We start from the raw sequence: 22,563 nt of genomic DNA, 5'->3' as shown, positions 1-22,563 counted from the left end.
AGCCGGCTATGGAGTCCAGGTTTATCATGTCTTGGACCACTGGAGGCCCCGGCCCTAGGGTGCGGGCGTGGCTGTAACAACCCCGACGCGACCGGCGCCCGCTGGACGCCCCCCGCGCCCCGCGCGGTCCTCCTTCGCCCCGTTGAACTTCTGGCGTTCGACGATCGGCAAGAAGACCGTGATGGCGGTCACCGGTCTGCTGATGTTGCTGTTCCTGATCGTCCATATGCTCGGGAACCTGAAGATCTTCTTCGGCCGAACCGACTTCGACCACTACGCCCACTGGCTGCGCACGATCGGGAATCCGGTCCTGCACGAAAGCTGGTATCTATGGATTCAGCGGTTCGTCCTGGTAGTAGCCGTGGTGCTACACGCCGTCTCGGCCTACCAGCTCAGCCGACGTGACCTGAAGGCCCGACCGACGAAATACTCCCACCACCAACGGGCCAAGGCCGGCTACGCCACGCACATCATGCGCTACGGCGGCATCACCCTGGCGCTGTTCATCGTTTACCACATCCTCGACTTCACCACGCTCACGCTGAACCGCCACGGAGTCGACGGCGCCGCCTACGACAACGTCGTGTCGAGCTTCAGCGTGTGGTGGGTCACGGTCATCTACATCGCCGCCATGATCTGCCTGGGCCTCCACATCCAGCACGGTTTCTGGAGCGCCGCCCAGACCCTCGGGTACAACCGGCCGAGCCGCGACCGCGCCTTCAAGGGTGTGGCGACGGGTCTCGCCGTGCTTCTCACGGTGGGATTCCTGATCGTTCCGGTGTCGGTCCTCGCCGGCCTCGTCGACTGAGCACGAAAGAGGCTGACATGTCCTTCTACAAGCTCGGCGATGACATCGCCGACACCACCGCGCCGGACGTGCCGATCGAGCAGCGCTGGGACAAGCGCCGCTTCGACGCCAAGCTCGTCAACCCGGCGAACCGGCGGCGACACAGCGTGATCGTCGTCGGGACGGGGCTGGCCGGCGGGGCCGCCGGGGCGACCCTCGCCGAGCAGGGCTACCACGTCATCCAGTTCTGCTACCAGGACTCGCCGCGCCGGGCGCACTCCATCGCCGCGCAGGGCGGCATCAACGCCGCGAAGAACTACCGCAACGACGGCGACTCGGTCTACCGGCTGTTCTACGACACGGTCAAGGGCGGTGACTTCCGCTCCCGGGAGTCCAACGTCTACCGGCTCGCGCAGACGTCGACCCAGATCATCGACCAGTGCGTGGCGCAGGGCGTGCCGTTCGCCCGCGAGTACGGCGGCCTGCTCGACACCCGGTCGTTCGGCGGCGTGCAGGTCGCGCGCACCTTCTACGCCCGNGGCCAGACGGGCCAGCAGCTCCTGATCGGCGCCTACCAGGCGCTGTCGCGGCAGATCGACGCCGGCAACGTGGAGATGCACGCGCGCACCGAGATGCTCGACCTGATCGTCATCGACGGCCGCGCCCGCGGCATCGTCGCCCGTGACCTGATCACCGGCCAGATCTCGACCTACATCGCCGACGCGGTCGTGCTCGCCACCGGCGGGTACGGCAACGTGTTCTACCTGTCGACGAACGCGAAGAACTCCAACGCGAGCGCGATCTGGCGGGCGCACCGGCGCGGGGCGTACTTCGCCAACCCGTGCTACACGCAGATCCACCCGACCTGCATCCCGCGTTCGGGCGACCACCAGTCCAAGCTCACCCTGATGAGCGAGTCGCTGCGCAACGACGGCCGGATCTGGGTGCCGAAGAACCCGGGCGACACCCGTTCGCCGGACCAGATCCCCGAGGCCGATCGCGACTACTACCTCGAGCGCATCTACCCCGGCTTCGGCAACCTGGTCCCCCGCGACATCGCCTCACGCGCGGCGAAGAACCAGTGCGACCTGGGCCGCGGGGTCGGCCCCGGCGGCCTGGGCGTCTACCTCGACTTCGCCGACGCGATCAAGCGGATGGGCGAGGCCGCCGTCCGCGAGAAGTACGGCAACCTGTTCGAGATGTACGACCGGATCACCGGCGAGGACCCGTACAAGGTCCCGATGCGGATCTACCCCGCCATCCACTACACGATGGGTGGCCTGTGGGTGGACTACGACCTGCAGAGCACCATCCCGGGCTGCTTCGTCATCGGTGAGGCGAACTTCTCCGACCACGGCGCCAACCGGCTCGGCGCGAGCGCGCTGATGCAGGGCCTGGCCGACGGCTACTTCGTGCTGCCGCCGATGCTCGGCAACTACATCGCGTCGAACAAGTTCGACAAGGTCGACGCCAGCCACCCGGAGGTGGCCGCGACGGTAGCCGAGGCGACGGGCCGGCTGGACCGGCTGCTGTCGATCGACGGCGAGCGCACCGTCGACTCGTTCCACCGCGAGCTCGGCGAGATCCTCTGGGACGAGTGCGGGATGGCGCGCAGCGAGGACGGCCTGCGCAAGGCGCTGGGCCGCCTGCCCGAGCTGCGTGAGGAGTTCTGGCGTTCGGTGAAGGTGCCCGGCAGCGGCGCCAGCCTGAACCAGAGCCTGGAGCGGGCCAACCGGGTGTCGGACTTCCTCGAGCTCGGCGAGCTGCTGTGCGTCGACGCGCTGCACCGCGAGGAGTCCTGCGGCGGTCACTTCCGGGTCGAGAGCCAGACCCCGGACGGGGAGGCCCGCCGCGACGACGACCGGTTCGCCTACGCCGCCGCCTGGGAGTTCGGCGGCACCGGCGGCACCCCGATCCTGCACCGGGAGCCGCTCGAGTTCGACTACGTCCACCTCGCCCAGCGCAACTACGCGTGAGACGGGGTCGGGTAGCCGTGAACCAAGCCATGAACCACGAGACACCAGTGATCGACGCGCAACCCATGACCCGCGCGCTCCCGGAAAACCACGACAGCGCAGACAGCGCAAGGAGCCGACCGTGAAGCTCACCCTGCGGATCTGGCGCCAGGCCGGCCCGGCCGAACCCGGCCGCATGGTGGCCTACGAGGTGCCCGACGCGAACCCGGACATGTCCTTCCTCGAGCTGCTCGACGTGCTCAACGAGCGGCTCACCCTGGAGGGCGAGGACCCGGTCACCTTCGACCACGACTGTCGCGAGGGCATCTGCGGCTCCTGCGGCGTGGTCATCAACGGCCAGGCGCACGGGCCGCGCGCCCTGACCACCACCTGCCAGCTCCATGTGCGCTCGTTCTCCGATGGCGACGTGATCGACATCGAGCCCTGGCGCTCGGTCGCGTTCGGCGTGCTCAAGGACCTGATGGTGGATCGGTCGGGCCTCGACCGGATCATCCAGGCCGGCGGGTACATCAGCGCGCCGACGGGCAGCGCCCCGGAGGCGCACTCCACACCGGTGCCGAAGCCGATCGCGGACACGGCGTTCGACAACGCCACCTGCATCGGCTGCGGGGCCTGCGTCGCGGCCTGCCCGAACGGCTCGGCGATGCTGTTCACCTCGGCGAAGGTGACGCACCTCAACAGCCTGCCGCAGGGGGCACCGGAGCGGGCGAGCCGCGTGCTCAACCTGGTCGAGGCGATGGACGCCGAGGGCTTCGGCGGCTGCACGAACACCGGCGAGTGCACCAACGCCTGCCCGAAGGGCATCCCGCTGGACAGCATCGCGACCCTCAACCGCGAGTACCTGCGCGCCTCCCTCGGCCGCAAGTAGCCCGCCCCGCCCGACTTCCTTGCCTTTCCACAGGGACGAAACAGACACAGAACCCGCTGGAAGGGCAAGGAACCGGAGGGCACAGAGAAGGCCGGCCCGCGCCCCGTCGACAGCACTCCCGTCGGCGGGGCGCCGCCACGTGGCGGCGCCCGAGAATCATGGCAATCGTGGCAAAGCTCGCGGACGGGGCGGAACCGCGGCGCTCCCGCGGCCGCCGGCGGACAATCGTGACGGTGGACAGGCGGGCGCGGGACGTTCCCGATCAAGTGGCGGTGGTCGGCGGCGGGATGGTCGGGCTGTGCGTGGCCTGGTTCCTGCAGGAGCGCGGGGTGCGGGTGACGGTCTTCGACCGGGATCGGCTCACCACCGGGCCGACCTGGGCCGGCGCCGGCTCGTCGTGGGGCAACGCGGGCTGGCTCACCCCCGGCCTCGCCACCCCGCTGCCGGAGCCGGCGGTGCTGCGCTACGGGCTACGGGTGCTGCTGCGGCCGGATTCGCCGGTGTACGTGCCGCCGGTCGCCGACGCCGGGCTCGCCCGCTTCGTTGCCGGATTCGTCCGGCACAGCACGACCGGTCGCTGGCGGCGCGCCATGCGGGCACTCGCGCCGCTGACCCGGGCGGCCCTCGGCGCGTTCGACGAGCTCGCGGCGGGCGGCGTGACCGCGCCGACCCGGGCCGCCGCGCCCTTCCTCGCCGGTTACCAGGACCGCGCCGACCTCGACGCGCTGCTCGTCGAGCTCGCCGAGGTGCGCGCCGCCGGCCAGCCGGTCGACGCCGAGGTGCTCGATCCCCTCGCCGCCCGCGACCTCGAGCCGCTGCTGTCCGAGCAGGTCCGTTACGTCGCCTCCGTGCACGGGCAGCGGTTCTGCGACCCGGGACGGTTCGTCGCGGCCCTCACCGAAAGCGTGCGGGCCCGGGGCGGTGCGGTTCACGAGACGACGGCCGTCGCGGGCGTGCGTGAGGTCGGCGACCGGGTCGAGGTGCTCGGCCCGCTCCCCGCGGCGGGCCTGTTCGACGCCGCCGTCCTCGCCACCGGCGCCTGGCTGCCCCGGCTGGCCCGACCCTTCGGGGTCCGCCTGCCCGTGCAGGCCGGCCGCGGCTACAGCTTCCACGTCACGACCGAGCGGCCGCCCAGCGGGCCGATCTACTTCCCGGCCTCCCGGGTGGCCTGCACGCCCATCGGCGACGGCCTGCGGGTCGCCGGGATGATGGAGTTTCGCCGTCCGGACGCACCGCCGGATCCGCGCCGCACCCGCGCGGTGGTCGAGGCCACCCGTGGCCTGCTGCGCGGGGTCGACCTCGACACCCGCACCCACGAATGGGTCGGGCCGCGTCCCTGCACGCCGGACGGCCTGCCGCTGATCGGCCCGACCGCGTCGCCACGGGTGTTCGTCGCCGGGGGCCACGGCATGTGGGGCATCACCCTGGGCCCGGTCACCGGCCGGCTGCTCGCCGACGCCATCGTCGTCGGCACGCCCGCGGCCGACCTGGCCCCCTTCGACCCGCTGCGCTGAGCCGGAACCCCACCGCACGCGTGAGTGCGGCCGGGATGGGTTGACACACCCGTCCCGGCCGCACCCGACTCGCGTTACCGGGCTCGATCAGGCCTCGGTACGCGTGGTGGCGCCGGCACCCCGGCGACGCCGAGCGGCGACCCGCAGCAGCGCACCGCCGCCGAGCAGGGCCACCGCGATCGAGGCCATTGCCCCGGTCTCGACTCCGGTGAAGGGCAGCGCACCGCCGGCGGGCGCCGCGGCACCGGCGCCGACACCCGCGCCCGCGCCGAGACCCGCGCCCGCGCCGACCACGCCGACCCCGGCGCCGACGCCGACGCCGACGAAGCACGGGCCGCCGTCACGCTTGTCGCGGTCCTTGTCGTCCTTGTCCCCGAACCAGTCGTCCTTGCCGTCACGGAAGTCCGAGCCGCCCAGCTCGTCGGCCCGCAGCTCCTTGTCGTTGCGGATGTCCTTGTTGCCGAACCCGTCCTTACCAAACCCGTTGTTGCCGAACCCGTCCTTACCGTCGCGGCCGTCCTTGCCGAAGCCGTCCTTGTTGTCCCGGCCGTCCTTGTCGCCGAAGCAGTCGTCGCGGTCGTTCCGATGCCTGCCGTTGTGGTCGAACACGAAGTCGTTGATCCAGTTGCCGATCCAGCCCGGGTTGAACGGCAGGCCCTCGATGCCGTCTTCGCCGAACCCGATCACCAGCACGGAGGCGCTGACGACGCGGGTCTGCAACGCCTGCTTCGCGGGCGTGAGCGGAACCGCCAGCCCGGTGTTGATCGGGGGCAGGATCGACCTGTCCTTGCCCGGCTCGTAGCCGGGGGGGCCACCTGGTCCCCCCGGACCGCCGGGCAGGCCCGGCTGCTCGGGGCCGCCCGGCCCGGCAACCAGACCCGGGTCAGCCGGGATGCTCTGATCGTCGAGCGACTCCGGGCCGCCGGGCACGGCCGGCGAGTCCGCGACCGAGGGCGAGTCCGCGACCGAGGGCGAGTCCGTAACCGAGTCCGGCGGTGAAGCGATGATGCCCTCGCCGACCGCGGTGATGGTGTGCTGGCCGGTTCTGGGGAGGTTGACCGGCGCGCTGAACTCACCCGTGCCGCCCGTTACCTGGGCGTGGTACAGGTACTCCCCGTCGAGCGCGATCTCGACCTCGGTGCCCGGGAGGAATCCGCAACCACTGAATGTCACGGTCTCACCGACAGTGACAACGGAATCGTCGAGGGTGCCCGCCCCGGTCGGACCGGCACACACGGTGCCCGCGTCGCCCACCGGCGAATAGCCGGTGTCAGGGCCGCCCGGACCGTCGGGGCCGCCCGGGTCGCCCGGGCCGTCGGGGCCGAAGATGGGCGTGTCGAGCGCCGCAGCTGGAGAAACCGGCAGGGCGGCGAGCGCCATGCCGCCGCCTGCCACCAGCGCAACTCCGAGGGATCGGAACTTCATACAGGCACTCTCCCTGCGGATCATCAGGTCAAGCAGTTGGATGATTGAATACACAGAGAGTAGCGATGATTACTCTCCGTGTCTACAACTCTCCATAGTCAGTTCTTGACTCTGCGTGACCAAGGGGAGGTGACCGGCACCCCCTCGACGTCGAGGCGCTCGGGAACCGGCAGCGGCTGGGGACGGACCGCGAGCGCGGGGCCCGCCTGCGGCTCGAGCACCTTGAGTTCCAGGGTCCTGGTCTGGCCACGATCGACGGTCAGGTAGGTGGAGACGATGGGCAGACCGTCCTCGGAACCGCTGGTCAGCCCGAGCGGCTGGCCGTCGAGATGAGCACCGGCGAACAGGCTGCCCCGACCCGTGTACACCGACAGCCAGAGGTTGTTCTGGGCCTGCGGGTTGCCGCCGAAGTTCCGGACATCCTCGCGCTTGCGGACGTACTCCGGCAGGCCGTCGGGGGCCATGTTGGTCAGTTGGACGGCGATCGTCACCGCGCCGGCTCCGTTCGGCAGCCGCTGCACCCGATAGCTGGTCCGGCGGCGAAGCCAGTAGTCGAGCTTGCTTGCCGTGGCGTTCTGCGTAACGACGGCGAGATAGGGGCCGGATCCCGTCGGCAGCGCGCCACCCAGCGCGGTCGTCGAAAGAACGTCCTGCTCATCGGAGTGGTTGCTTGACAGATTGAGTCGCCCCTCCTTGGCCGCCTTGGACATGGCGGTGAGCAGCTTCGTCGTGTCCCCGCTGCCCGATTCCACCGCCGCATAGACGGCCTGACCCACCTGAGCGAAGAAACGGTCTCGGGCAGGCACCGTCGGGATGCGGGCGTACACCTTGGACTCGACGAGGTCGACCAGGTTTGCCGAGGTGACGACCTGGCCGTCGGGCAGCACCGCAGGCCGGCTGGCCGCCAGCAGATAGGACAGCGTGGTCGGGTCGACGCTGATGGTGCCGTCCACGTCGATGCCAGTCCCGGTCCGGTAGAGATGGGAGTAGAGCTTGCCGACCGTGGGGTAGTCGGGCGTCAGGTTGGCGTTGGCCCACACCCGGTCCGGCCAGAACGACGCGTAGCGCGCCGCGAACGGGCCCGGTAGCACGGTGGCCGGGGTCTGCTGGGTGGGACCGCCAGGCAGCGAGCCGTTGCCGGAGATGCCGTCGAGGGACAGGCGCCCCCGATCCGCGGTCAGCAGGCCGAAGCCGCCGATGATCCCGCCGGTCGCCCGGGACTCGGCGGGGTTCTGGACGATCAGCAGGTAGCGCCTCCGCTCGGAGGCTCCGAGCATGTCCGGCCCGATGCGGGCTGCCAGCGCCACGCTGTCCAACGCCCCGGACAGGGTTCGCCCGCGGTCGATCACCTCGGCGCGGGCGTCCTCGACGCCGCTGACCCGACCCGGCCAGCCGCAGGTCTCGGTTCTCTCGGCGGCCGCCGACAGCGCCGACAGCGCCGCCGCGGCCCGCTCGGCCGGGACGCGGGCCGCCGCCAACGCGGAAACGTTGATCGTCATCTGGTGGCGCAGCCGGTCCGGATTGAGGTCACCGCCGAGGTCCGCGACGGACGGCAGCCCGGCGCCGGCCATCGTGTCGACGGCCCGCACGAGCGCCGCCGCCGAGCGCAGCGGGCAGCCTGCCCACGGCAGCCGTCCGAAGGCCGACCACACCGGGTCGCCGGTGAGTGACCGGGCAGCCCGGGCCCGCTCGGCGATCCCCGCCACCTGTGCCCGGAGCTCATCGTCGGCCGGGATGTCCCCGGCCAGCACCTGCCGCTGCAACGTCGCGATGCGCGTACGGGCCTCGTCGAGCTGCGAGTGCGCCATCAGACCGCGGACGGCCACCCAGCCGGAGAGGCCCGCGATCAGGGCAAACGCGACAGCGAGGCCCCCGATCAGCCAGCGGGCCCGTCCGCCGCGTCGGCGGGACGACGCTGTTCCGCCCGCGGGCTGCCCGCCGCTCGCGCCGGCCACGGTCTGTTCCCCGGCCACGGTCTGTTCCCCGGCCGGATCTGCCACACCACTCGCATCCGCCGCGCCGATCGACTCGGACGCAACGATCGCCTCAGACCCACCTGGCTGACCGGCGGCACCGATCTCACCGGGGGCAGCGGTGACAGTCCCGGGCGCAGGAGCCACCGCACCCCGGTCGGCCGGCCTGCCGGCCGAGGACGCCGAACGCGCCCCGGCCCGGCTCGGCACGCCGTCCGGGGCGGACTCCACGCCGAGCTGGCGCGGAATGGCCTGTCCTGCGTCCGGGCGGCCGCCTGCACCGCTGTTCCCGGATCCCTCAGCCCCCGAATTCCCAGCCGTCACCGGTTGGACGGCGGTCGGGTGGAGTCGCGTCCGCCCGTCGCCGCGGCGGAGCCGGTACCACCCGGGCCGCCGAGACCATGCGAGCTGCCAGCACTCCGCGAGCTGCCGGCACTCCGCGAGCTGCCGGTTCCGGGTGAGCTGTCGGTCCCGGCCGAGCCGTCGGGCCGGCCTCCGGGCGTGTGGCGATCCGCGGGCGGCTTCGTCGCCGACCTGCCGGCGTCGCCCGGCCGAGTCTCACCCCGGCGGGTACGGGCGTGCCCCGGAACAGCGGAGCCGCTGCGCAGCCCGGCGCCGGCCAGGTCTCCCGGCTCGCCGGATTCCGCCGAGGCGGCCGGATCCGCATCGATCGGTTCCCGCGCGGCCGGTACGGAGATGGCCCCACGCCCGCTGTCCCCGGCCGCGGCTCGGGTGCCACCGGAACGGCCGGCCGCGGCGGCCGACGACGACGAGCCCGACGACGACATTCCTGACGGGAACGATCCCGACGACGACGCGCCGGTCGACGCGGGCGCGCCGAGCGGTCGGGCGGGCCCGACGCCAGCGTCCGGCGCGGGGATGCTGGCCGCCCGTAGCGTCGACGAGCGGGCGTGCCGGCCTCGCGGCGCGTAGTTGCCGTACTGGCCGTAGTAGTAGGCGGCGTCCCGCCCCTTCGTCGGGACCATGTTCAGTACCGTGCCGACCATCCGGGCGTCCACCGCGCGCAGCGCCTCGGCGGCGCGGCGAAGCTGCTCGCGACGGGTCCGGCCGACCCGCACCACCAGCAGTACCCCCTCGGCCCGGGTCGCGAGCACCGCCGCGTCGGTCACGGGGAGCAGAGGCGGGGCGTCGATCAGTACGATGTCGAACCGGGCCTGCAGGAGCGCGACGAGATCGGCCATGCCCTTGGAGCCCAGCAGCTCGCTGGGGTTCGGGGGAACCGGTCCGGAGGCGAGCACCTCGACCCGACCCTCCCCCACGCGGCCCTCGCCCCACGGCTGCAGCACGTCGTCGAGGTCGGCGGCGCCAATAAGGACGGAGGTCAGGCCCGCCGCGGACTCGACGCCGAGATAGTCCCCGAACGACGGGCGGCGCAGGTCGCCCTCGATCAGGCAGACCCGGGCACCGCCCTGGGCCAGGCTGATGGCCAGGTTGCAGATCGTGATGGTCTTGCCCTCTCCCGCCACGGAGCTGCTGACGAGGATCGACCGGGGGCCGGCATCCACGTCGACGAACTGAAGGTTGGTGCGAAGCTGACGGAATGCCTCCGCGCGGGCGGAGTGCAGCCGGGCGTTGGTGATGAGCGGCCGGCGGACCGCGTCGGTGTCGAAGGCGATCACGGCCAGGTTGGGCAGGTCCGTCGACTCCCGCGCGTCCTCCACCCCGGAAATGCTGGTGTCCAGGCGGAAGCGGACGAGCGCCACCGCCACGCCGGCAATCAGCCCGAGCAGCAGACCGAGAGCCATGTTGCGGGTCGGTTGCGGGGAGACCGGGGAGACCGGCAGCTTGGCGCGTTCCCAGACGCTCACCCGAACCGACGGCGATTCGTTGCCCGCNGGAGCCTCGATCTGGGCGACGGCGACGGAGAACGACTCGCCGACCGCGTCGGCGATCGACTGGGCCCTTCTCGGCACCCGGTCGCGAACGGTGGCGCGCAGCAGCACGGTGTCCGGGACCGCCTGCGCGGAGATCTGCCCCCGCAGTGCCTCCGGGGTCGACTTCAGGTGGAGCCGGTCGATGACCGAGGCCGCCACCCGCTCGCTGGCCACGAGGTTCGCGTAGGACTTCACCCGCTGCTGGGAGAGCAGCCCGCCCTGGTAGGCCGAGGCGGCGCCCTCGGCATTGTCGGGCGAGGAGACGACCATGGTCACGGACGCGGCGTACTCCTTCGTCGCCCGCCAGGTCGAGGCGGCGGCAAGCAGGCCGCCGAGCACCACGCAGGCCACCATGAGCATCCAGCTGCGGCGAAGGACGCGGACATAGTCGCGCAGTTCCACTCGTCGACCACCCTCCGGGATGTATGTACCGACCACTCACGTCATCGAGGATCGCCTCAACATACTCGATGAGTAGCGATTATTTTACTCTCAGTCACGCTTACCCTATGACCTCATGTGGAGACGTAGAGTAGACGGCACGGTCGACCGGCGGCGGACAGCGCACCTCGCGCGGCGCGTCCTGAGGCTCAACCTCCGCCAACGGGTCGGACTGCAGATCGCCCTGGACAGCGCGGCGATGGTCCTCGGCCTCACGTCGGCCCAGCTCGGAAGGTTCGACTTCGCCCACGACGCCCTGGCCGACCTCGACTTCTGGGTGATCTGCGCCCTGGCGGTCTGCCTGCTCCATTTCCTGGGCACGGCGCTGCACCTCTATCTGGGGCGTTACCGCTTCGGCGGCTTCGAGGAGGTCCTCGGGCTGCTCGTGGCGGTGCTGCTGACGAACGTCGGCGTGCTCGTCGTCATCGCCGTGTTCAGCTCGCCGCGCCCGATGCCGCTGAGCGTGCCGCTGCTGGGCGGTGCGGTGACCCTGGTCGTGATGTTCGGCGTGCGCTACCTGTGGCGGCTGGTGGAGGAGCAGCTACGCCGGCCGAACCGGGACAGCGCCGAGCCGGTGCTGATCTTCGGCGCCGGCGACGGAGCCGAAGGGGTCCTCGCGGCGATGCTGCGCACCCAGGACAGCCCCTACTACCCCGTCGCCCTGCTGGACGACGACCCGAACCTGCACAACCTGCGCCTGTTCGGGGTCCGGGTGCTCGGCGGACGGGAGTCGATCGGCCCGGTTGCGGCAGCCACCGGAGCGAGGACCCTGCTGGTGGCCATCCCGAGCGCGGACGCCGGACTGCTCCGGGACATCAGCAGAATCGCCGAGAGCGTCGGTCTCATCGTGAAGGTCCTGCCCAAGGTCGCCGATCTGATCGACGGACGGGTCGGCGTCGGCGACATCCGCGACCTGGACCTCGCCGACCTGCTCGGCCGCCGCCAGGTCCGCACCGACATGGCCGCCGCCGGGAGCTACCTGGTGGGGCGCCGGGTGCTGGTGACCGGCGCGGGCGGGTCGATCGGCTCGGAGCTGTGCCGACAGATCGCCGGGTATGGTCCGGCCGAACTGATCATGCTGGACCGGGACGAGTCCGCGCTGCGGGCGGTGCAACTGTCGATCACCGGCCGCGCGATGCTCGACGACGACGCGATCGTGCTCGGCGACATCCGCGACCTCGACCTCGTCACCACGCTGTTCATGGAGCGCCGACCGCAGGTCGTCTTCCACGCCGCCGCCCTCAAACACCTCCCCCTGCTCGAACGCTTCCCCGGGGAGTCGGTGAAGACCAACGTCTGGGGCACGCTGGCGATCCTGCGGACGGCCGTGGCCTGCGGCGTCGAGCGGTTGGTGAACATCTCGACGGACAAGGCCGCCAACCCGGTCAGCGCGCTGGGCTACTCGAAGCGGATCACCGAACGGCTCACCGCCCACCTGGCCCGGGAGGCCGACGGAACGCTGGTCAGCGTGCGGTTCGGCAACGTGCTGGGCAGCAACGGCTCCGTGCTCACCGTCTTCGCCGGCCAGCTCGCCGCCGGTGGCCCGATCACGGTCACCCATCCCGACGTCACCCGGTACTTCATGACCATCCCCGAGGCCGTTCAGCTCGTGCTGCAGGCCGGCGCGCTCGGCGCCCCCGGTGAGGCCCTCGTCCTCGACATGGGCGACCCGGTGCGGATCGCGGACGTCGCCGCGCGGCTCGCGGCTCGCGAGAGGCAGCCGATCGAGATCGTCTACACCGGCCTGGGCCGCGGGGAGAAGCTGCACGAGGAGCTGTTCGGCGACGGCGAGACCGACCAGCGCCCGCACCATCCCCTGATCTCGCATGTCGATGTGCCCGCGCTGGACCCGACCCGGGCGCTCGCCCTCGACCCCTGGGCCCCGCCGGCGCAGGTGCTGGCCGAGCTCGCCGCCCTGGCCCGCGAGGAGGTCCTCGTCCCCGCCACCGCGGCTGTCGAGACCCCGGCCGCCCCGCCCGCCCCGGCGGCCGGCCTGATTCCCCGCCAGCCGACCGCGGACCGCTCCGACGCCACCCGGCCCGTCACGCCGTGACCCGGCGGGCGGCGATGGGTCAGAATCGCTCGGATGCCGGTGCACCGGGCACCGCGCCGGGACCGGCGCCCGGTGTGGTGCCGGTCCGGTCGGCGTACCAGGCGACCGTCGCCTCCAGCGCGGCGGCGAGGTCCAGTCCGGTCGCATCGGGGAACAGCGTCCGCATCGTCGCCGCGTCCGCCTGGGAGTCGCGGATGTCGCCGGTGCGAGGGGCGTCGTGGTGCACGCTCAGCCGGCGCCCGACGATGCGCTCCAGCTCGCTGATGACGGTGAGCAGATCCGTGCGGGTGCCGAAGGCGATGTTGACCGGCCGCGGGTGGCTCACCCGGCGCACCGCCGCGTCGCACAGCATGTCGGCGATGCCCGCCACGTAGGTGAAGTCCCGGGTCTGGCGGCCGTCGCCGTGGACCGTCAGCGACCGTCCCGCGAGCGCGGCGTCGATGAAGGAAGGGACGACGGCGGCGTAGGCGTGCCCCACCGACTGGTACGGGCCGAACACGTTGAACAGCCGGACGGCCAGCACGGGCAGGCCGAACCCGGCCTGATAGGCCAGCGCGTACCCCTCCGCGGCGAGCTTCGAGGCCGCGTAGGGGCTACGCGGCAGGGTGGGGGCGTCCTCCGCGCGGGGCAGCGGCCCCGCCCCGCCGTAGACGGACGACGACGACGTGAGGACGACGTGGGTTTCGGCGCGCTGGGCGACGCCGAGCACCGTCAGGGTGCCCGTCGCGTTGACCGTGTGGGTGGCCATGGGGTCCAGCAGTGAACGTTCCACCGACGGCCGCGCGGCCAGGTGCACGATGCTCCCCGCTCCCGTGCACGCCTCCTCGACCAGGGAACGGTCGGTGACGCTGCCGATCACCAGCTTCACGGGCAGGCCCGCGAGGTTCGACACCGCCCCGGTACTGAGATCGTCGATCACCACCACCTCGGCCCCGGTGGCGAGCAGCGCTCTGGTCAGGTGGGCACCGATGAAACCGGCACCGCCCGTCACGACTACCTTCACCGATTCATCACCCTTCGAATTCAGAAGGATGCTGATAGTAGTTGAGTCGACCCGATCCGCCGACCACCCCGCGCGGAGGCGGCCGAGAACACCGCCCACACGGCTACCTTGAGTGTCACGTTGAACTCATAGTGACGCCGGTCTAGGGTCACCGCGTGCCCGACCACCCGCGCTCGCTGGTCATCGTGGGCGCCGGCGGCCACGGCCGGGAGTTGCTCGACGTGGTCGAGGCGGTCAACATGGCCGACGGCCGGACCCGCTACACCTTCCTCGGCTTCCTCGACGACGGGTCGGCGGACCCCGACCCCGTCGCCCGCCGCGGCGCGCCCCTGCTCGGCGGGCTGGACCTGCTCGGCCGCCTCGACGCCGACTACCTGATCGGCTTCGGTGACGCCGCCGCCCGCCTCCGCGTCGACCGGTACGCCAGCGTCCACGGCCGGCGCCCCGCGACTCTCGTCCACCCCCGCGCCAGCCTCGGCGGCGACGTCCGCCTCGGGCCCGGCACCGTGGTCTGCGCGCTGGCCAGCATCACCACGAACGTCCGCACCGGTCGGCACGTGGTGGTCAACGTCGGCGCCAGCGTGGCCCACGACTGCCGCCTCGGCGACTACGTGACGGTCGCGCCAGGAGCGCGGATCTCCGGCGGGGTGGCCGTCGGCGCCCAGGCGTGGATCGGCGCCCAGGCCAACATCGTCGCCCGCCGCAACGTCGGCGACCGCGCCGTCGTCGGCGCCGGTTCCGTCGTCACCGACGACATCCGCGCCGCCCAGGTCGTCGCGGGCGTGCCCGCCCGGCCGATCGACGCCGCCCCCGACCGACCGCGGCCGCCCGGCGACCGCACCGGCCGCCCGCCCGGCCAACGCGACGCCCCGACATCGGGCTGAGGGCACCGATTCGCCTGTTTCGGCCCGGCGGGTGCCACCCATGGCCCTAGGATCGCCTTGTGGAGCGTTGGTTCAACCTCGCGGGCTGCGACAACGTACGCGATCTCGGTGGGCTGCCCACCGTCGACGGAGCGGCCACCCGGCACGGCGTGTTCCTGCGCTCCGATTCGGTGCAGACGCTGACCGAGGCCGATGTCCTGCTGCTGCGGGAGACCTTCGGCCTGCGGACGATCATCGATCTACGGGCCAGGGAAGAGGCGGCGCGGGAGGGCCGGGGGCCCCTCGCCGCACATCCCATCGACTATCACAACCTGTCGTTCCTGCCCGGCGAGTGGGTGATGCCGGACGATCCGCGGTACCCCGCGATCGTCCGGGACCTCGACTCGGTCGACCGCATCGAGCACTACCTGGACTACCTGCGGCTGGCCGGCCCCGCCGTGGCACAGGCGCTGCGGGTGCTGGCCCAGCCCACCACGGGCCCCGCGTTGTTCCACTGCGCGGCCGGCAAGGACCGCACCGGCGTCCTCGCGGCCCTGCTGCTGAGCATCGCCGGGGTCGACCGGGACGCGATCGTCGCCGACTACGCGCAGACCAACGAGCGGATCCACCTGGTCAACGCGCGCCTGGCGAAGCGTCCCTCCTACAACCGGCCGACCGCCCCGCTCACGCCCGACCAGCTCTCCTGCCGCCCGGAGGTCATGCGGGGCTTCCTCGCCGGCGTCGACGCCGGCTGGGGCGGCCCGGCCGCCTGGGCCCTGAAGGCGGGTCTCGCCGAGTCGGACCTGACCGCGCTGCGTCAGAGCCTGGTCGCCTAGTCCACGCCGGCAGCGGACCGTCCGGACTGCCATGACTGACCGGACCCCACCGACCCCACCGCCGCCGGGGGAAGATGCGCACATGTACCACCGGGTGTCCCTGCGAGCGGTCCTGGCCGTTCTGCTCGCGGTCACGCTGGTGGCGAGCTGCGGCATCCTGCGGCGGACCCACCGCGTGCCGGACGACCTGATCCCGGTGTTCCGCTCGGCCGCCACCGCGTACGGCATCCTGACCCCCGCCCAGCTCGCCGCGCAGGCACGCGTCGAAAGCAAGTTCGACGCGCGGGCGGTGTCGCATGCCGGTGCCCGCGGCATCATGCAGTTCCTGCCCACCACCTGGGCGGCCTTCGGGCTCGACGGCAACGAGGACGGTGTGGCGGATCCGCTGGACCCCCGCGACGCCATCCTGTCCGCCGCGTACTACGAATCGCGGCTCGCCGAACAGGTCGCTCACCTGCCGGGGGACCGCGTCTCGCTGATCCTCGCCGCCTACAACGCCGGGCCGGACGCCGTGCGTCTCGCGGGCGGCATCCCCGACATCGGCGAGACCCAGGCGTACGTGACGAAGGTCCGGGACTGGGCGGACACCTACTCCGACCAGCTCTGACCAGACCGCCCGCGCCGTCGGTCTCCTCAGCCCACCCGCAGCCGCTCCCCCGGCACCACGACCTCGTCGCCGGGGACGAGCTGACGCCCGCGGCGACTCTCCACCTCTCCGTTGACCCGCACCAGGCCGCCCGCCAGCAGCCCCTTCACCTCCGACCCGACGCCGACGACGTCGGCGAGCTTGAGGAACTGGCCCAGCCGGATCGCGTCACCCTGGATGCTCACCTCACGCATGCCCTCAAGCATCGCCGGTACCCGTGGCCGGGCGCGCGGGGCATCCCCCGGTGCACCCACCCCGTCGAGCCCGCCCGGTCCGCCGGCCTTGGGCCGGACACGCCGCACAGCGGGCTGCTCGCGGCCGACGCCCCGCACAGGCACCATCGGGCGTGGCCGGCGCGACCGTGAACACACCCGCTCACCCGCGTCACCGGCCCGTCCGGACCACCGTTCGGGAACGACAATCCACATCCCGGGCGGAGGGCTGAGGCATGCTGGCGGACGTGGCAGGTATCCCCTCGGACCCGTCGGACGGGACGGGCAGGCGCGGCAGCGGATCCCCGCGACCAGCGAAAACGCCCGGCAGCGGCCCGCCGGCACCGCGCGCCGCGCCCCCGCCTGCCGCGCCGGACGGTCGAGAAGCCCCACTCCACGGCTCACCCGCCGCGCCGGCCGACCCACTCCGTCCACCGGACGGCCCAGGTGACTCGCCGGACAGCCTGCTCGACTCGGACGATTCACGCGCCCCATCAGGCGAACCACGCGCCCCGGCGGACGGTCCCTTTGCCTCGGCGGGCGACGGGGACGGCGACCCCACGCCGGCCGAGGCCGATCGGGCGGCCGCGCGACGCCGCATCGCCGCGCGCGGGCGGGCGAGGCGCGGCGTGCGCACCCCCGCCCTCGGCACCGCGGCCCCGGGCGAGCTACCCGCCCTCGACGACTACCCGGACCAGCGCATCCCCCCGCTGGACAGCCTGCGCACGGGTGTCCAGACCGGCGATGGGTCGGGATCGGCGACTGTCGGCCGCACGGGCGAGGACGTGGTCCGACGGGTCGAACGCTCCAGCGGGATGCTCGCCTCCCGGGCCGCGGCGCGGATGAGCGAGGTCCTGCCCTGGTTTCCGGCCATGTCGGCGAGCCATCGGGCCGGAATCCAACTCGTGGTGCAGGCCGGTATCTCCTCGTTCGTCGAGTGGTGCCGGCGGCCCGAGCATGCCCGGCAACTGTCGGAGGACGTCTTCCGGGTCGCCCCACGCGAGCTCGTGCGGGCGGTGACCTTCCGCCGCCTGGTCGATCTGGTCCGGGTCGCGGTGGAGGCGATCGAGGCCGAGGTGCCGAACATGGCCGGCCCGGAGGACGAGCTGCGGCTGCTCGCCGACGTCCTGCGCTACTCCCGCGACATCGCCTTCGCCGGGGCGGTCGTCTACGCCCGCGCCGCCGAGGAGCGCGGCGCCTGGGACGCCCGGCTGGAGGCGCTGGTCGTCGATCACGTGGTGCGCGGCGAGGTGGACCGGGCGCTGCCGTCACGGGCGGCGGCGGTGGGCTGGCGCAACCCGCCGGCCGTGACCGTCATCGTCGGCGGGGCCGAGGGCAACGCGCCGGAGGCGGTGGTCGACGAGGTGCACCGGCTGGCCCGGGCGGCCCAGCTGGAGGTGCTCGCCGGGGTCCATCACAACCGGCTGGTGATGGTGGTCGGCGGCCGGTTCGCCACTTCCGACAGCACCGGCCGACCCGACGGGATGGCGACCGCCACCGCGGCCGGCGACAACGCGACCGCTGGCGGCCCCACCGGCGCAGGCACGCCGAGCGGCCCGGCGCCGGGCCGGCAGCCCGGCACTGCGGTGCACACCGCGCTCGACGCGGCCCGGGCGCTGCTGCCCGCCTGCGGTCCGGGGCCGGTCGTCGTCGGCCCGGTCGTCGCCGACCTGACCGGCGCGCCGCGCGCGGCTCGGGTGGCGCTCGCCGCGACCGACGTCGTCGCCGCCTGGCCGGCCGCGCCCCGGCCGGTTCAGGCCCGGGCGTTGCTGCCGGAACTGGCGCTGGCCGGGGATGCCGACGCCCGGCGGGCGCTTGTCGAGGAGGTCTATCTGCCGCTGCGCGACGCGGGCACGCCGTTGTTGGAGACCGCCGGGGCATACCTCGACTTCGGTTCGTCCCTGGAGGCCACGGCCCGAGCCCTCTATCTCCATACCAACACTGTCCGTTACCGGCTACGGAAGGCCGCGGAGGTCTGCGGTCTCGACCCGGCGGATCACCGGGAGCGTTTCATCCTGCATGTTGCGCTCGTCCTGGGACGCCTCGACGGTGCGTTATCTACAGGGAAAACATGATCGGGTGCATCGCTCCGGAGTCGTCGCACCCCAGTGCGAGAACGGTCACATCAGGCCACTCTGCTGGCCTGTCACGCGAATCCGGCCCGATGCCCGCAGCACGAACGAATTCACGGTGACGGCAGATCGGTTTGTAGGCCATCTACAACGCCCGGTCGGGACATCGGTGAGTGGCCGCCAGCGACAAGTAGTCCTCGCGAAGGGTTAGGTAGTCACGTGCTCGCGATCCTCGCACCCGGCCAGGGTGCACAGACCCCCGGACAGCTCCGCGCCTGGCGTGGCCTCCCCGGGGCGGAGGAAAGGCTGCGCTGGTGGTCGGCCGCGGCCGGCATCGATCTGCTGGAGGTCGGGTGCGAGGCGCCCGCCGAGACGATCCGGGACACGGCGATCGCTCAGCCGCTCATCGTCGCCAGCGGTCTCATCGCCGCCGAACAGCTCGGCCTGCCGGTCGCCGCCCCGGTCGGTACCACCTCGCTCGTCCTGGCGGGCCACAGCGTCGGTGAGATCACCGCCGCGGCCCTCACCGGCATCCTCTCGGCGGAGGAGGCCCTGGTCCTCGTGGCCCTGCGCGGCCGCGCGATGGCCGAGGCCTCCGCGCGGACCGAGACCGGAATGACGGCGCTGCTCGGTGGGGAGCCGGAGGCGGTGACCGCCCGGCTGGACGAGCTCGGTCTGACTGCGGCGAACCGCAACGGCGCCGGCCAGATCGTCGCCGCCGGCACGACGGAGGACCTCGCCCGGCTCGCGGCGCAGCCGCCCGCGGGCGTCCGGCTGCGCCCGCTGTCCGTCGCCGGTGCCTTCCACACCCACCACATGTCCTCGGCGCGCGACGCGCTCGACGCCGTCGCCGGCGGCATCCGGCCGGCCGTGGCCCGGGTGGCGACCCTGTCCAACGCCGACGGCGCGATCGTCACGGACCCGGCCGATCTCGTCTCCCGACTCGTCGCCCAGGTCGCCGCGCCGGTGCGGTGGGACCTGTGCCTGGCGACACTGCGGGAGCTCGGTGTCACCGCGGTCATCGAGCTGCCACCGGCCGGCACCCTGGCCGGAATCGCCCGCCGCGAACTGCCCGGCGTGAAGATCCTCGCCGTGAAGAGCCCGGACGACCTGCCCGCCGCGCGCGACCTGATCGCCGAACACGTCGGCACCGACCACCTCAGCCAGGCGCCGGCGAGCCCAGCGCCGCGGACGCCGCCGGACGCGCTGCCGGCAGGCGACGCGGCCCTCGTCGGGGTGCGGGCGTGAGCGCCACGGGCGGAGCCCGGATGCTCGGGCTCGGCGTCTACCGCCCGGCGCGGGTCGTCACCAACGACGAGATCGCCCAGCGGGTCGACACCTCGGACGCGTGGATCCAGAGCCGCACCGGCATCGCCACCCGGCGGATCGCCGACGAGGAGGAGACGACCGTCGCCATGGGCGCGGCCGCCGCGGAGAAGGCGCTCGCGGCCGCCGGCCTGACGGCGGACACCATCGACCTCGTCATCGGCGCGACCTGTACCTCGCCCTCGCAGATCCCCGGCGCCGGGCCGCAGATCGCCCACCGCATCGGGGCCGGCCAGGCCGGCGCGTTCGACATCAACGGCGCCTGCGCCGGGTTCAGCTACGCGGTGTCGACGGCCGCCGACATGGTTCGCGCCGGCAGCGTGCGCCACGTCCTCGTCGTCGCCACCGAGCGGCTGTCGGACTACACCGACTGGGATGACCGCAGCACCTGCATCCTGCTCGCCGACGGCGCCGGGGCGACCGTGATCGGCGCGGCCGAGACCGACGAGATCGGCCCGGCGGTCTGGGGCCACGACGGCTCCCGGCCGGAGGTGATTCGCGTCCCCGGCTACGGGGACAACATGTTCCGCATGGAAGGCCAGGCGGTCTTCCGCTGGGCGATCTCCCTGGTGCCGACCGTGCGGCAGATCTGCGAACGGGCCGGCGTGGCGCCCGACGAGCTCGCGGGTATCGTTCCGCATCAGGCCAACCTGCGGATCGTCGAGGCACTCGCGACGGGCATCGGCGCCACGAACGCCGCCGTCGCCCGCGACGTCGTCGACTCGGGCAACACCTCCGCCGCGAGCATTCCGCTGGGGCTCGCCCGCCTGCTCGACACCGGCGAGATCCGCCGGGGCGACCCGGTGCTGCTGTTCGGTTTCGGCGCCGGCCTGACCTACTGCGGGCAGGTCGTGCGATGCCCGTGACCTTGCTTGACCTCGCGGCGCGGATGTCCGCGCGCCGCGCCCCCGGCGGTCCGATGACCGGGCCCGCCACACCCCTGTCCCAGGTACCAGCACCCCGGCGCACGCCCGCGACGATCGCCTGATCGCGCGCAGCCACCGCCGCCACCAGAGCCCAGATCCCACAGGAGGAACCACCGTGTCCCAGGACATTCTCGCCGGTCTCGCCGTCATCCTCGAAGAGGTCGCCGGTGTCGACCCCGCCGACGTCACCCCCGAGAAGACCTTCATCGACGACCTGGACGTGGACTCGCTGTCCATGGTCGAGGTGGTCGTCGCCGCGGAGGAGAAGTTCTCCGTGAAGATCCCGGACGACGACGTGAAGTCCCTCAAGACCGTCGGCGACGCGGTCTCGTACATCCAGCGGGCTGGTGTGGCGGCGTGACCACAACCCCAAGGCAGGTCGTCGTCACCGGCCTCGGGGCAACCACTCCCCTCGGTGGCGATGTCGCCTCGACGTGGGCGGGTCTGCTCGCGGGCCGCTCCGGCGCCAGGCGGCTCACCGAGGAATGGATCGAGCAACTTCCGGTCCAGATCGGCGCGCCGCTCGCGGCAGAACTCCCGCTGGGCCGGGTCGAGGCACGCACCCTCGACCGCAGCCAGCAGATGGCGCTGGTCGCCGCCCGCGAGGCGTGGGCCGACGCGGGCTCGCCCGACGTCGACCAGGAGCGCCTCGCGGCCTGCGTAGCCTCCGGCATCGGCGGCGTGATCACCCTTCTCACCCAGCACGACGTGCTGCGGGAGAAGGGTGCCCGGCGGGTCTCGCCGCACGTGGTGCCCATGCTCATGCCCAACGGACCGGCGAGCACGGTCGGCCTGGAGTTCAAGGCCAAGGCGGGCGTGCACGCCCCGGTCAGCGCCTGCGCGTCCGGCTCGGAGGCCATCGCCCTCGGGCTGGACATCATCCGGGCCGGTCGGGCGGACGTCGTCATCGCCGGCGGGACCGAGGCCGCGATCGCGGCCCTGCCGATAGCCGGCTTCGCCCAGATGCAGGCCCTGTCCCGCCGCAACGACACGCCGGAGACGGCGTCCCGCCCGTTCGACAAGGCGCGGGACGGCTTCGTGCTCGGCGAGGGCGCGGCGATCCTGGTCCTGGAGGCCGCCGAGCACGCCGCCGCCCGCGGCGCGCGGGTCCACGGCACGCTGGCGGGCGCCGGGATCAGCTCGGACGCCTACCACATCGCCGCGCCGGATCCCACCGGTGCCGGCGCCGCGCGGGCCGTTCGTGCCGCGTTGCGCTCGGCGTCGCTGGAGCCCACCGACATCATCCACATCAACGCACACGCCACGTCGACCCCGTCGGGTGATGTGGCTGAGGCGGTGGCCCTGCGCTCCGCGCTGGGCAACCACATCGACGAGGTCGCGGTGACGTCGACCAAGTCGATGACCGGTCACCTGCTCGGGGCGGCCGGCGCGGTGGAGGCGGTGGTCAGCATCCTGGCCCTGCGCGAGCGGATCGTCCCGGCGACCCGCAACCTCGACGCCCTCGACGACGAGATCGCGCTCGATGTCGTGAGCATCGACAACCGCAAGATCGGCACGGGCGCGGCCCTGTCGAACTCGTTCGGCTTCGGCGGCCACGACGTCTGTCTGGCCTTCACGGTCTGACGACCCCGCCGCGGGGACGGCCCACGCCGCCCCGTACCGGCCGGGCACCCGGCCGTCACCGTCGGGACGCCGGCGGAGCCGCATGCCGCGCCCAGCCAGGCGCGGATCCGGATCCGCCGGCCACAGCGACGGCGGTGAGGCACCGAACGGGTGCCCGCCTGGC

Annotated in this window: 19 protein-coding genes and 1 pseudogene; 14 read left to right on the top strand and 6 right to left on the bottom strand. The window is 72.7% G+C overall.

The window, feature by feature from the left end; translation table 11 throughout:
• Positions 1-142 precede the first annotated feature (142 nt).
• The 5 genes and pseudogenes from UK82_RS14885 to UK82_RS14870 all read left to right on the top strand — a co-directional run bounded on the left by UK82_RS14885 (position 143) and on the right by UK82_RS14870 (position 5,145).
• The gene (locus UK82_RS14885; RefSeq protein ID WP_083507201.1) at positions 143-808 is read left to right on the top strand and encodes a succinate dehydrogenase cytochrome b subunit; all 666 of its coding nucleotides are present in this window, start codon (positions 143-145) and stop codon (positions 806-808) included.
• A gap of 17 nt (positions 809-825) precedes the next feature.
• A pseudogene (locus UK82_RS37880) lies at positions 826-1,325 on the top strand (FAD-binding protein); the annotation flags it as partial.
• A gap of 1 nt (position 1,326) precedes the next feature.
• Positions 1,327-2,763 (top strand): succinate dehydrogenase (quinone) flavoprotein subunit (gene sdhA, locus UK82_RS14880; RefSeq protein ID WP_236705944.1); only part of this gene is annotated, 1,437 nt, incomplete at its 5' end.
• A 121-nt stretch (positions 2,764-2,884) separates the two neighbouring features.
• Positions 2,885-3,631 (top strand): succinate dehydrogenase/fumarate reductase iron-sulfur subunit, encoded by a 747-nt coding sequence (locus tag UK82_RS14875; protein ID WP_044883743.1) that lies wholly within the window; start codon positions 2,885-2,887, stop codon positions 3,629-3,631.
• 287 nt (positions 3,632-3,918) lie between these two features.
• Entirely contained in the window at positions 3,919-5,145 is a 1,227-nt protein-coding gene (locus tag UK82_RS14870) for an FAD-dependent oxidoreductase (protein WP_236705961.1), read from the top strand.
• An 87-nt stretch (positions 5,146-5,232) separates the two neighbouring features.
• Here UK82_RS14870 and UK82_RS14865 read toward each other — a convergent pair whose 3' ends face one another.
• The 4 genes from UK82_RS14865 to UK82_RS37875 all read right to left on the bottom strand — a co-directional run.
• A complete protein-coding gene (locus tag UK82_RS14865) occupies positions 5,233-6,570 on the bottom strand; it encodes a hypothetical protein (protein ID WP_152989901.1) in 1,338 nt (445 codons plus the stop codon).
• A 98-nt stretch (positions 6,571-6,668) separates the two neighbouring features.
• The gene (locus UK82_RS14860) at positions 6,669-8,570 is read right to left on the bottom strand and encodes a DUF4012 domain-containing protein (protein ID WP_236705943.1); all 1,902 of its coding nucleotides are present in this window, start codon (positions 8,568-8,570) and stop codon (positions 6,669-6,671) included.
• Positions 8,571-8,863: 293 nt separating this feature from the next.
• Entirely contained in the window at positions 8,864-10,309 is a 1,446-nt protein-coding gene (locus UK82_RS14855; RefSeq protein ID WP_236705960.1) for a CpsD/CapB family tyrosine-protein kinase, read from the bottom strand.
• Between the two features lie 91 nt (positions 10,310-10,400).
• Positions 10,401-10,792 (bottom strand): YveK family protein (locus UK82_RS37875; RefSeq protein WP_396230561.1); only part of this gene is annotated, 392 nt, incomplete at its 3' end.
• A 163-nt stretch (positions 10,793-10,955) separates the two neighbouring features.
• On the opposite strand from UK82_RS37875, the gene UK82_RS14850 reads away from it, so the two are divergent.
• Complete coding sequence (locus tag UK82_RS14850) at positions 10,956-12,932, top strand: nucleoside-diphosphate sugar epimerase/dehydratase (RefSeq protein ID WP_044883745.1); 1,977 nt, start codon at positions 10,956-10,958, stop codon at positions 12,930-12,932.
• Positions 12,933-12,951: 19 nt separating this feature from the next.
• Here the strand turns inward: UK82_RS14850 and UK82_RS14845 are convergent, their stop codons facing one another.
• Complete coding sequence (locus UK82_RS14845) at positions 12,952-13,935, bottom strand: NAD-dependent epimerase/dehydratase family protein (RefSeq protein WP_044883746.1); 984 nt, start codon at positions 13,933-13,935, stop codon at positions 12,952-12,954.
• A gap of 155 nt (positions 13,936-14,090) precedes the next feature.
• Between UK82_RS14845 and UK82_RS14840 the strand changes: the two genes are divergently transcribed.
• The 3 genes from UK82_RS14840 to UK82_RS14830 all read left to right on the top strand — a co-directional run bounded on the left by UK82_RS14840 (position 14,091) and on the right by UK82_RS14830 (position 16,241).
• Positions 14,091-14,819 carry an acetyltransferase gene (locus UK82_RS14840; RefSeq protein ID WP_044883747.1) on the top strand — a complete coding sequence of 243 codons (729 nt, stop codon included), beginning with the start codon at positions 14,091-14,093 and terminating at the stop codon, positions 14,817-14,819.
• 59 nt (positions 14,820-14,878) lie between these two features.
• Positions 14,879-15,634: a tyrosine-protein phosphatase gene (locus UK82_RS14835; RefSeq protein WP_044883748.1), complete on the top strand. Its 756-nt coding sequence runs from the start codon at positions 14,879-14,881 to the stop codon at positions 15,632-15,634.
• Positions 15,635-15,716: 82 nt separating this feature from the next.
• Positions 15,717-16,241, top strand: coding sequence for a lytic transglycosylase domain-containing protein (locus UK82_RS14830; RefSeq protein ID WP_044883749.1), 525 nt, complete (start codon positions 15,717-15,719; stop codon positions 16,239-16,241).
• A gap of 26 nt (positions 16,242-16,267) precedes the next feature.
• On the opposite strand, the gene UK82_RS14825 is transcribed toward UK82_RS14830, so the two are convergent.
• Positions 16,268-16,474, bottom strand: coding sequence for an RNA-binding S4 domain-containing protein (locus UK82_RS14825; RefSeq protein ID WP_173667291.1), 207 nt, complete (start codon positions 16,472-16,474; stop codon positions 16,268-16,270).
• 647 nt (positions 16,475-17,121) lie between these two features.
• Between UK82_RS14825 and UK82_RS14820 the strand changes: the two genes are divergently transcribed.
• The 5 genes from UK82_RS14820 (at position 17,122) to fabF (ending at position 22,400) form a co-directional block, all read left to right on the top strand.
• On the top strand, positions 17,122-18,567 hold the full coding sequence (locus UK82_RS14820; RefSeq protein WP_370657115.1) for a PucR family transcriptional regulator: 1,446 nt from the start codon (positions 17,122-17,124) through the stop codon (positions 18,565-18,567).
• A gap of 216 nt (positions 18,568-18,783) precedes the next feature.
• Positions 18,784-19,812 (top strand): ACP S-malonyltransferase, encoded by a 1,029-nt coding sequence (locus UK82_RS14815; protein ID WP_044883750.1) that lies wholly within the window; start codon positions 18,784-18,786, stop codon positions 19,810-19,812.
• A gap of 20 nt (positions 19,813-19,832) precedes the next feature.
• Entirely contained in the window at positions 19,833-20,756 is a 924-nt protein-coding gene (locus UK82_RS14810; protein ID WP_044883751.1) for a beta-ketoacyl-ACP synthase III, read from the top strand.
• A 175-nt stretch (positions 20,757-20,931) separates the two neighbouring features.
• Positions 20,932-21,177 carry an acyl carrier protein gene (locus tag UK82_RS14805; RefSeq protein WP_009742445.1) on the top strand — a complete coding sequence of 82 codons (246 nt, stop codon included), beginning with the start codon at positions 20,932-20,934 and terminating at the stop codon, positions 21,175-21,177.
• Positions 21,174-22,400, top strand: a complete 1,227-nt coding sequence (gene fabF, locus UK82_RS14800; RefSeq protein WP_044883752.1) for a beta-ketoacyl-ACP synthase II — start codon at positions 21,174-21,176, stop codon at positions 22,398-22,400. The genes UK82_RS14805 and fabF overlap by 4 nt, the downstream gene beginning before the upstream one ends.
• Positions 22,401-22,563: the final 163 nt, after the last annotated feature.

Origin of the sequence: Frankia sp. ACN1ag, assembly GCF_001414035.1 — a bacterium.
Lineage (GTDB): Bacteria > Actinomycetota > Actinomycetes > Frankiales > Frankiaceae > Frankia > Frankia torreyi.
Note: the sequence above shows the minus strand (reverse complement) of the source record. Positions and strands in the feature narration are given on the sequence as shown.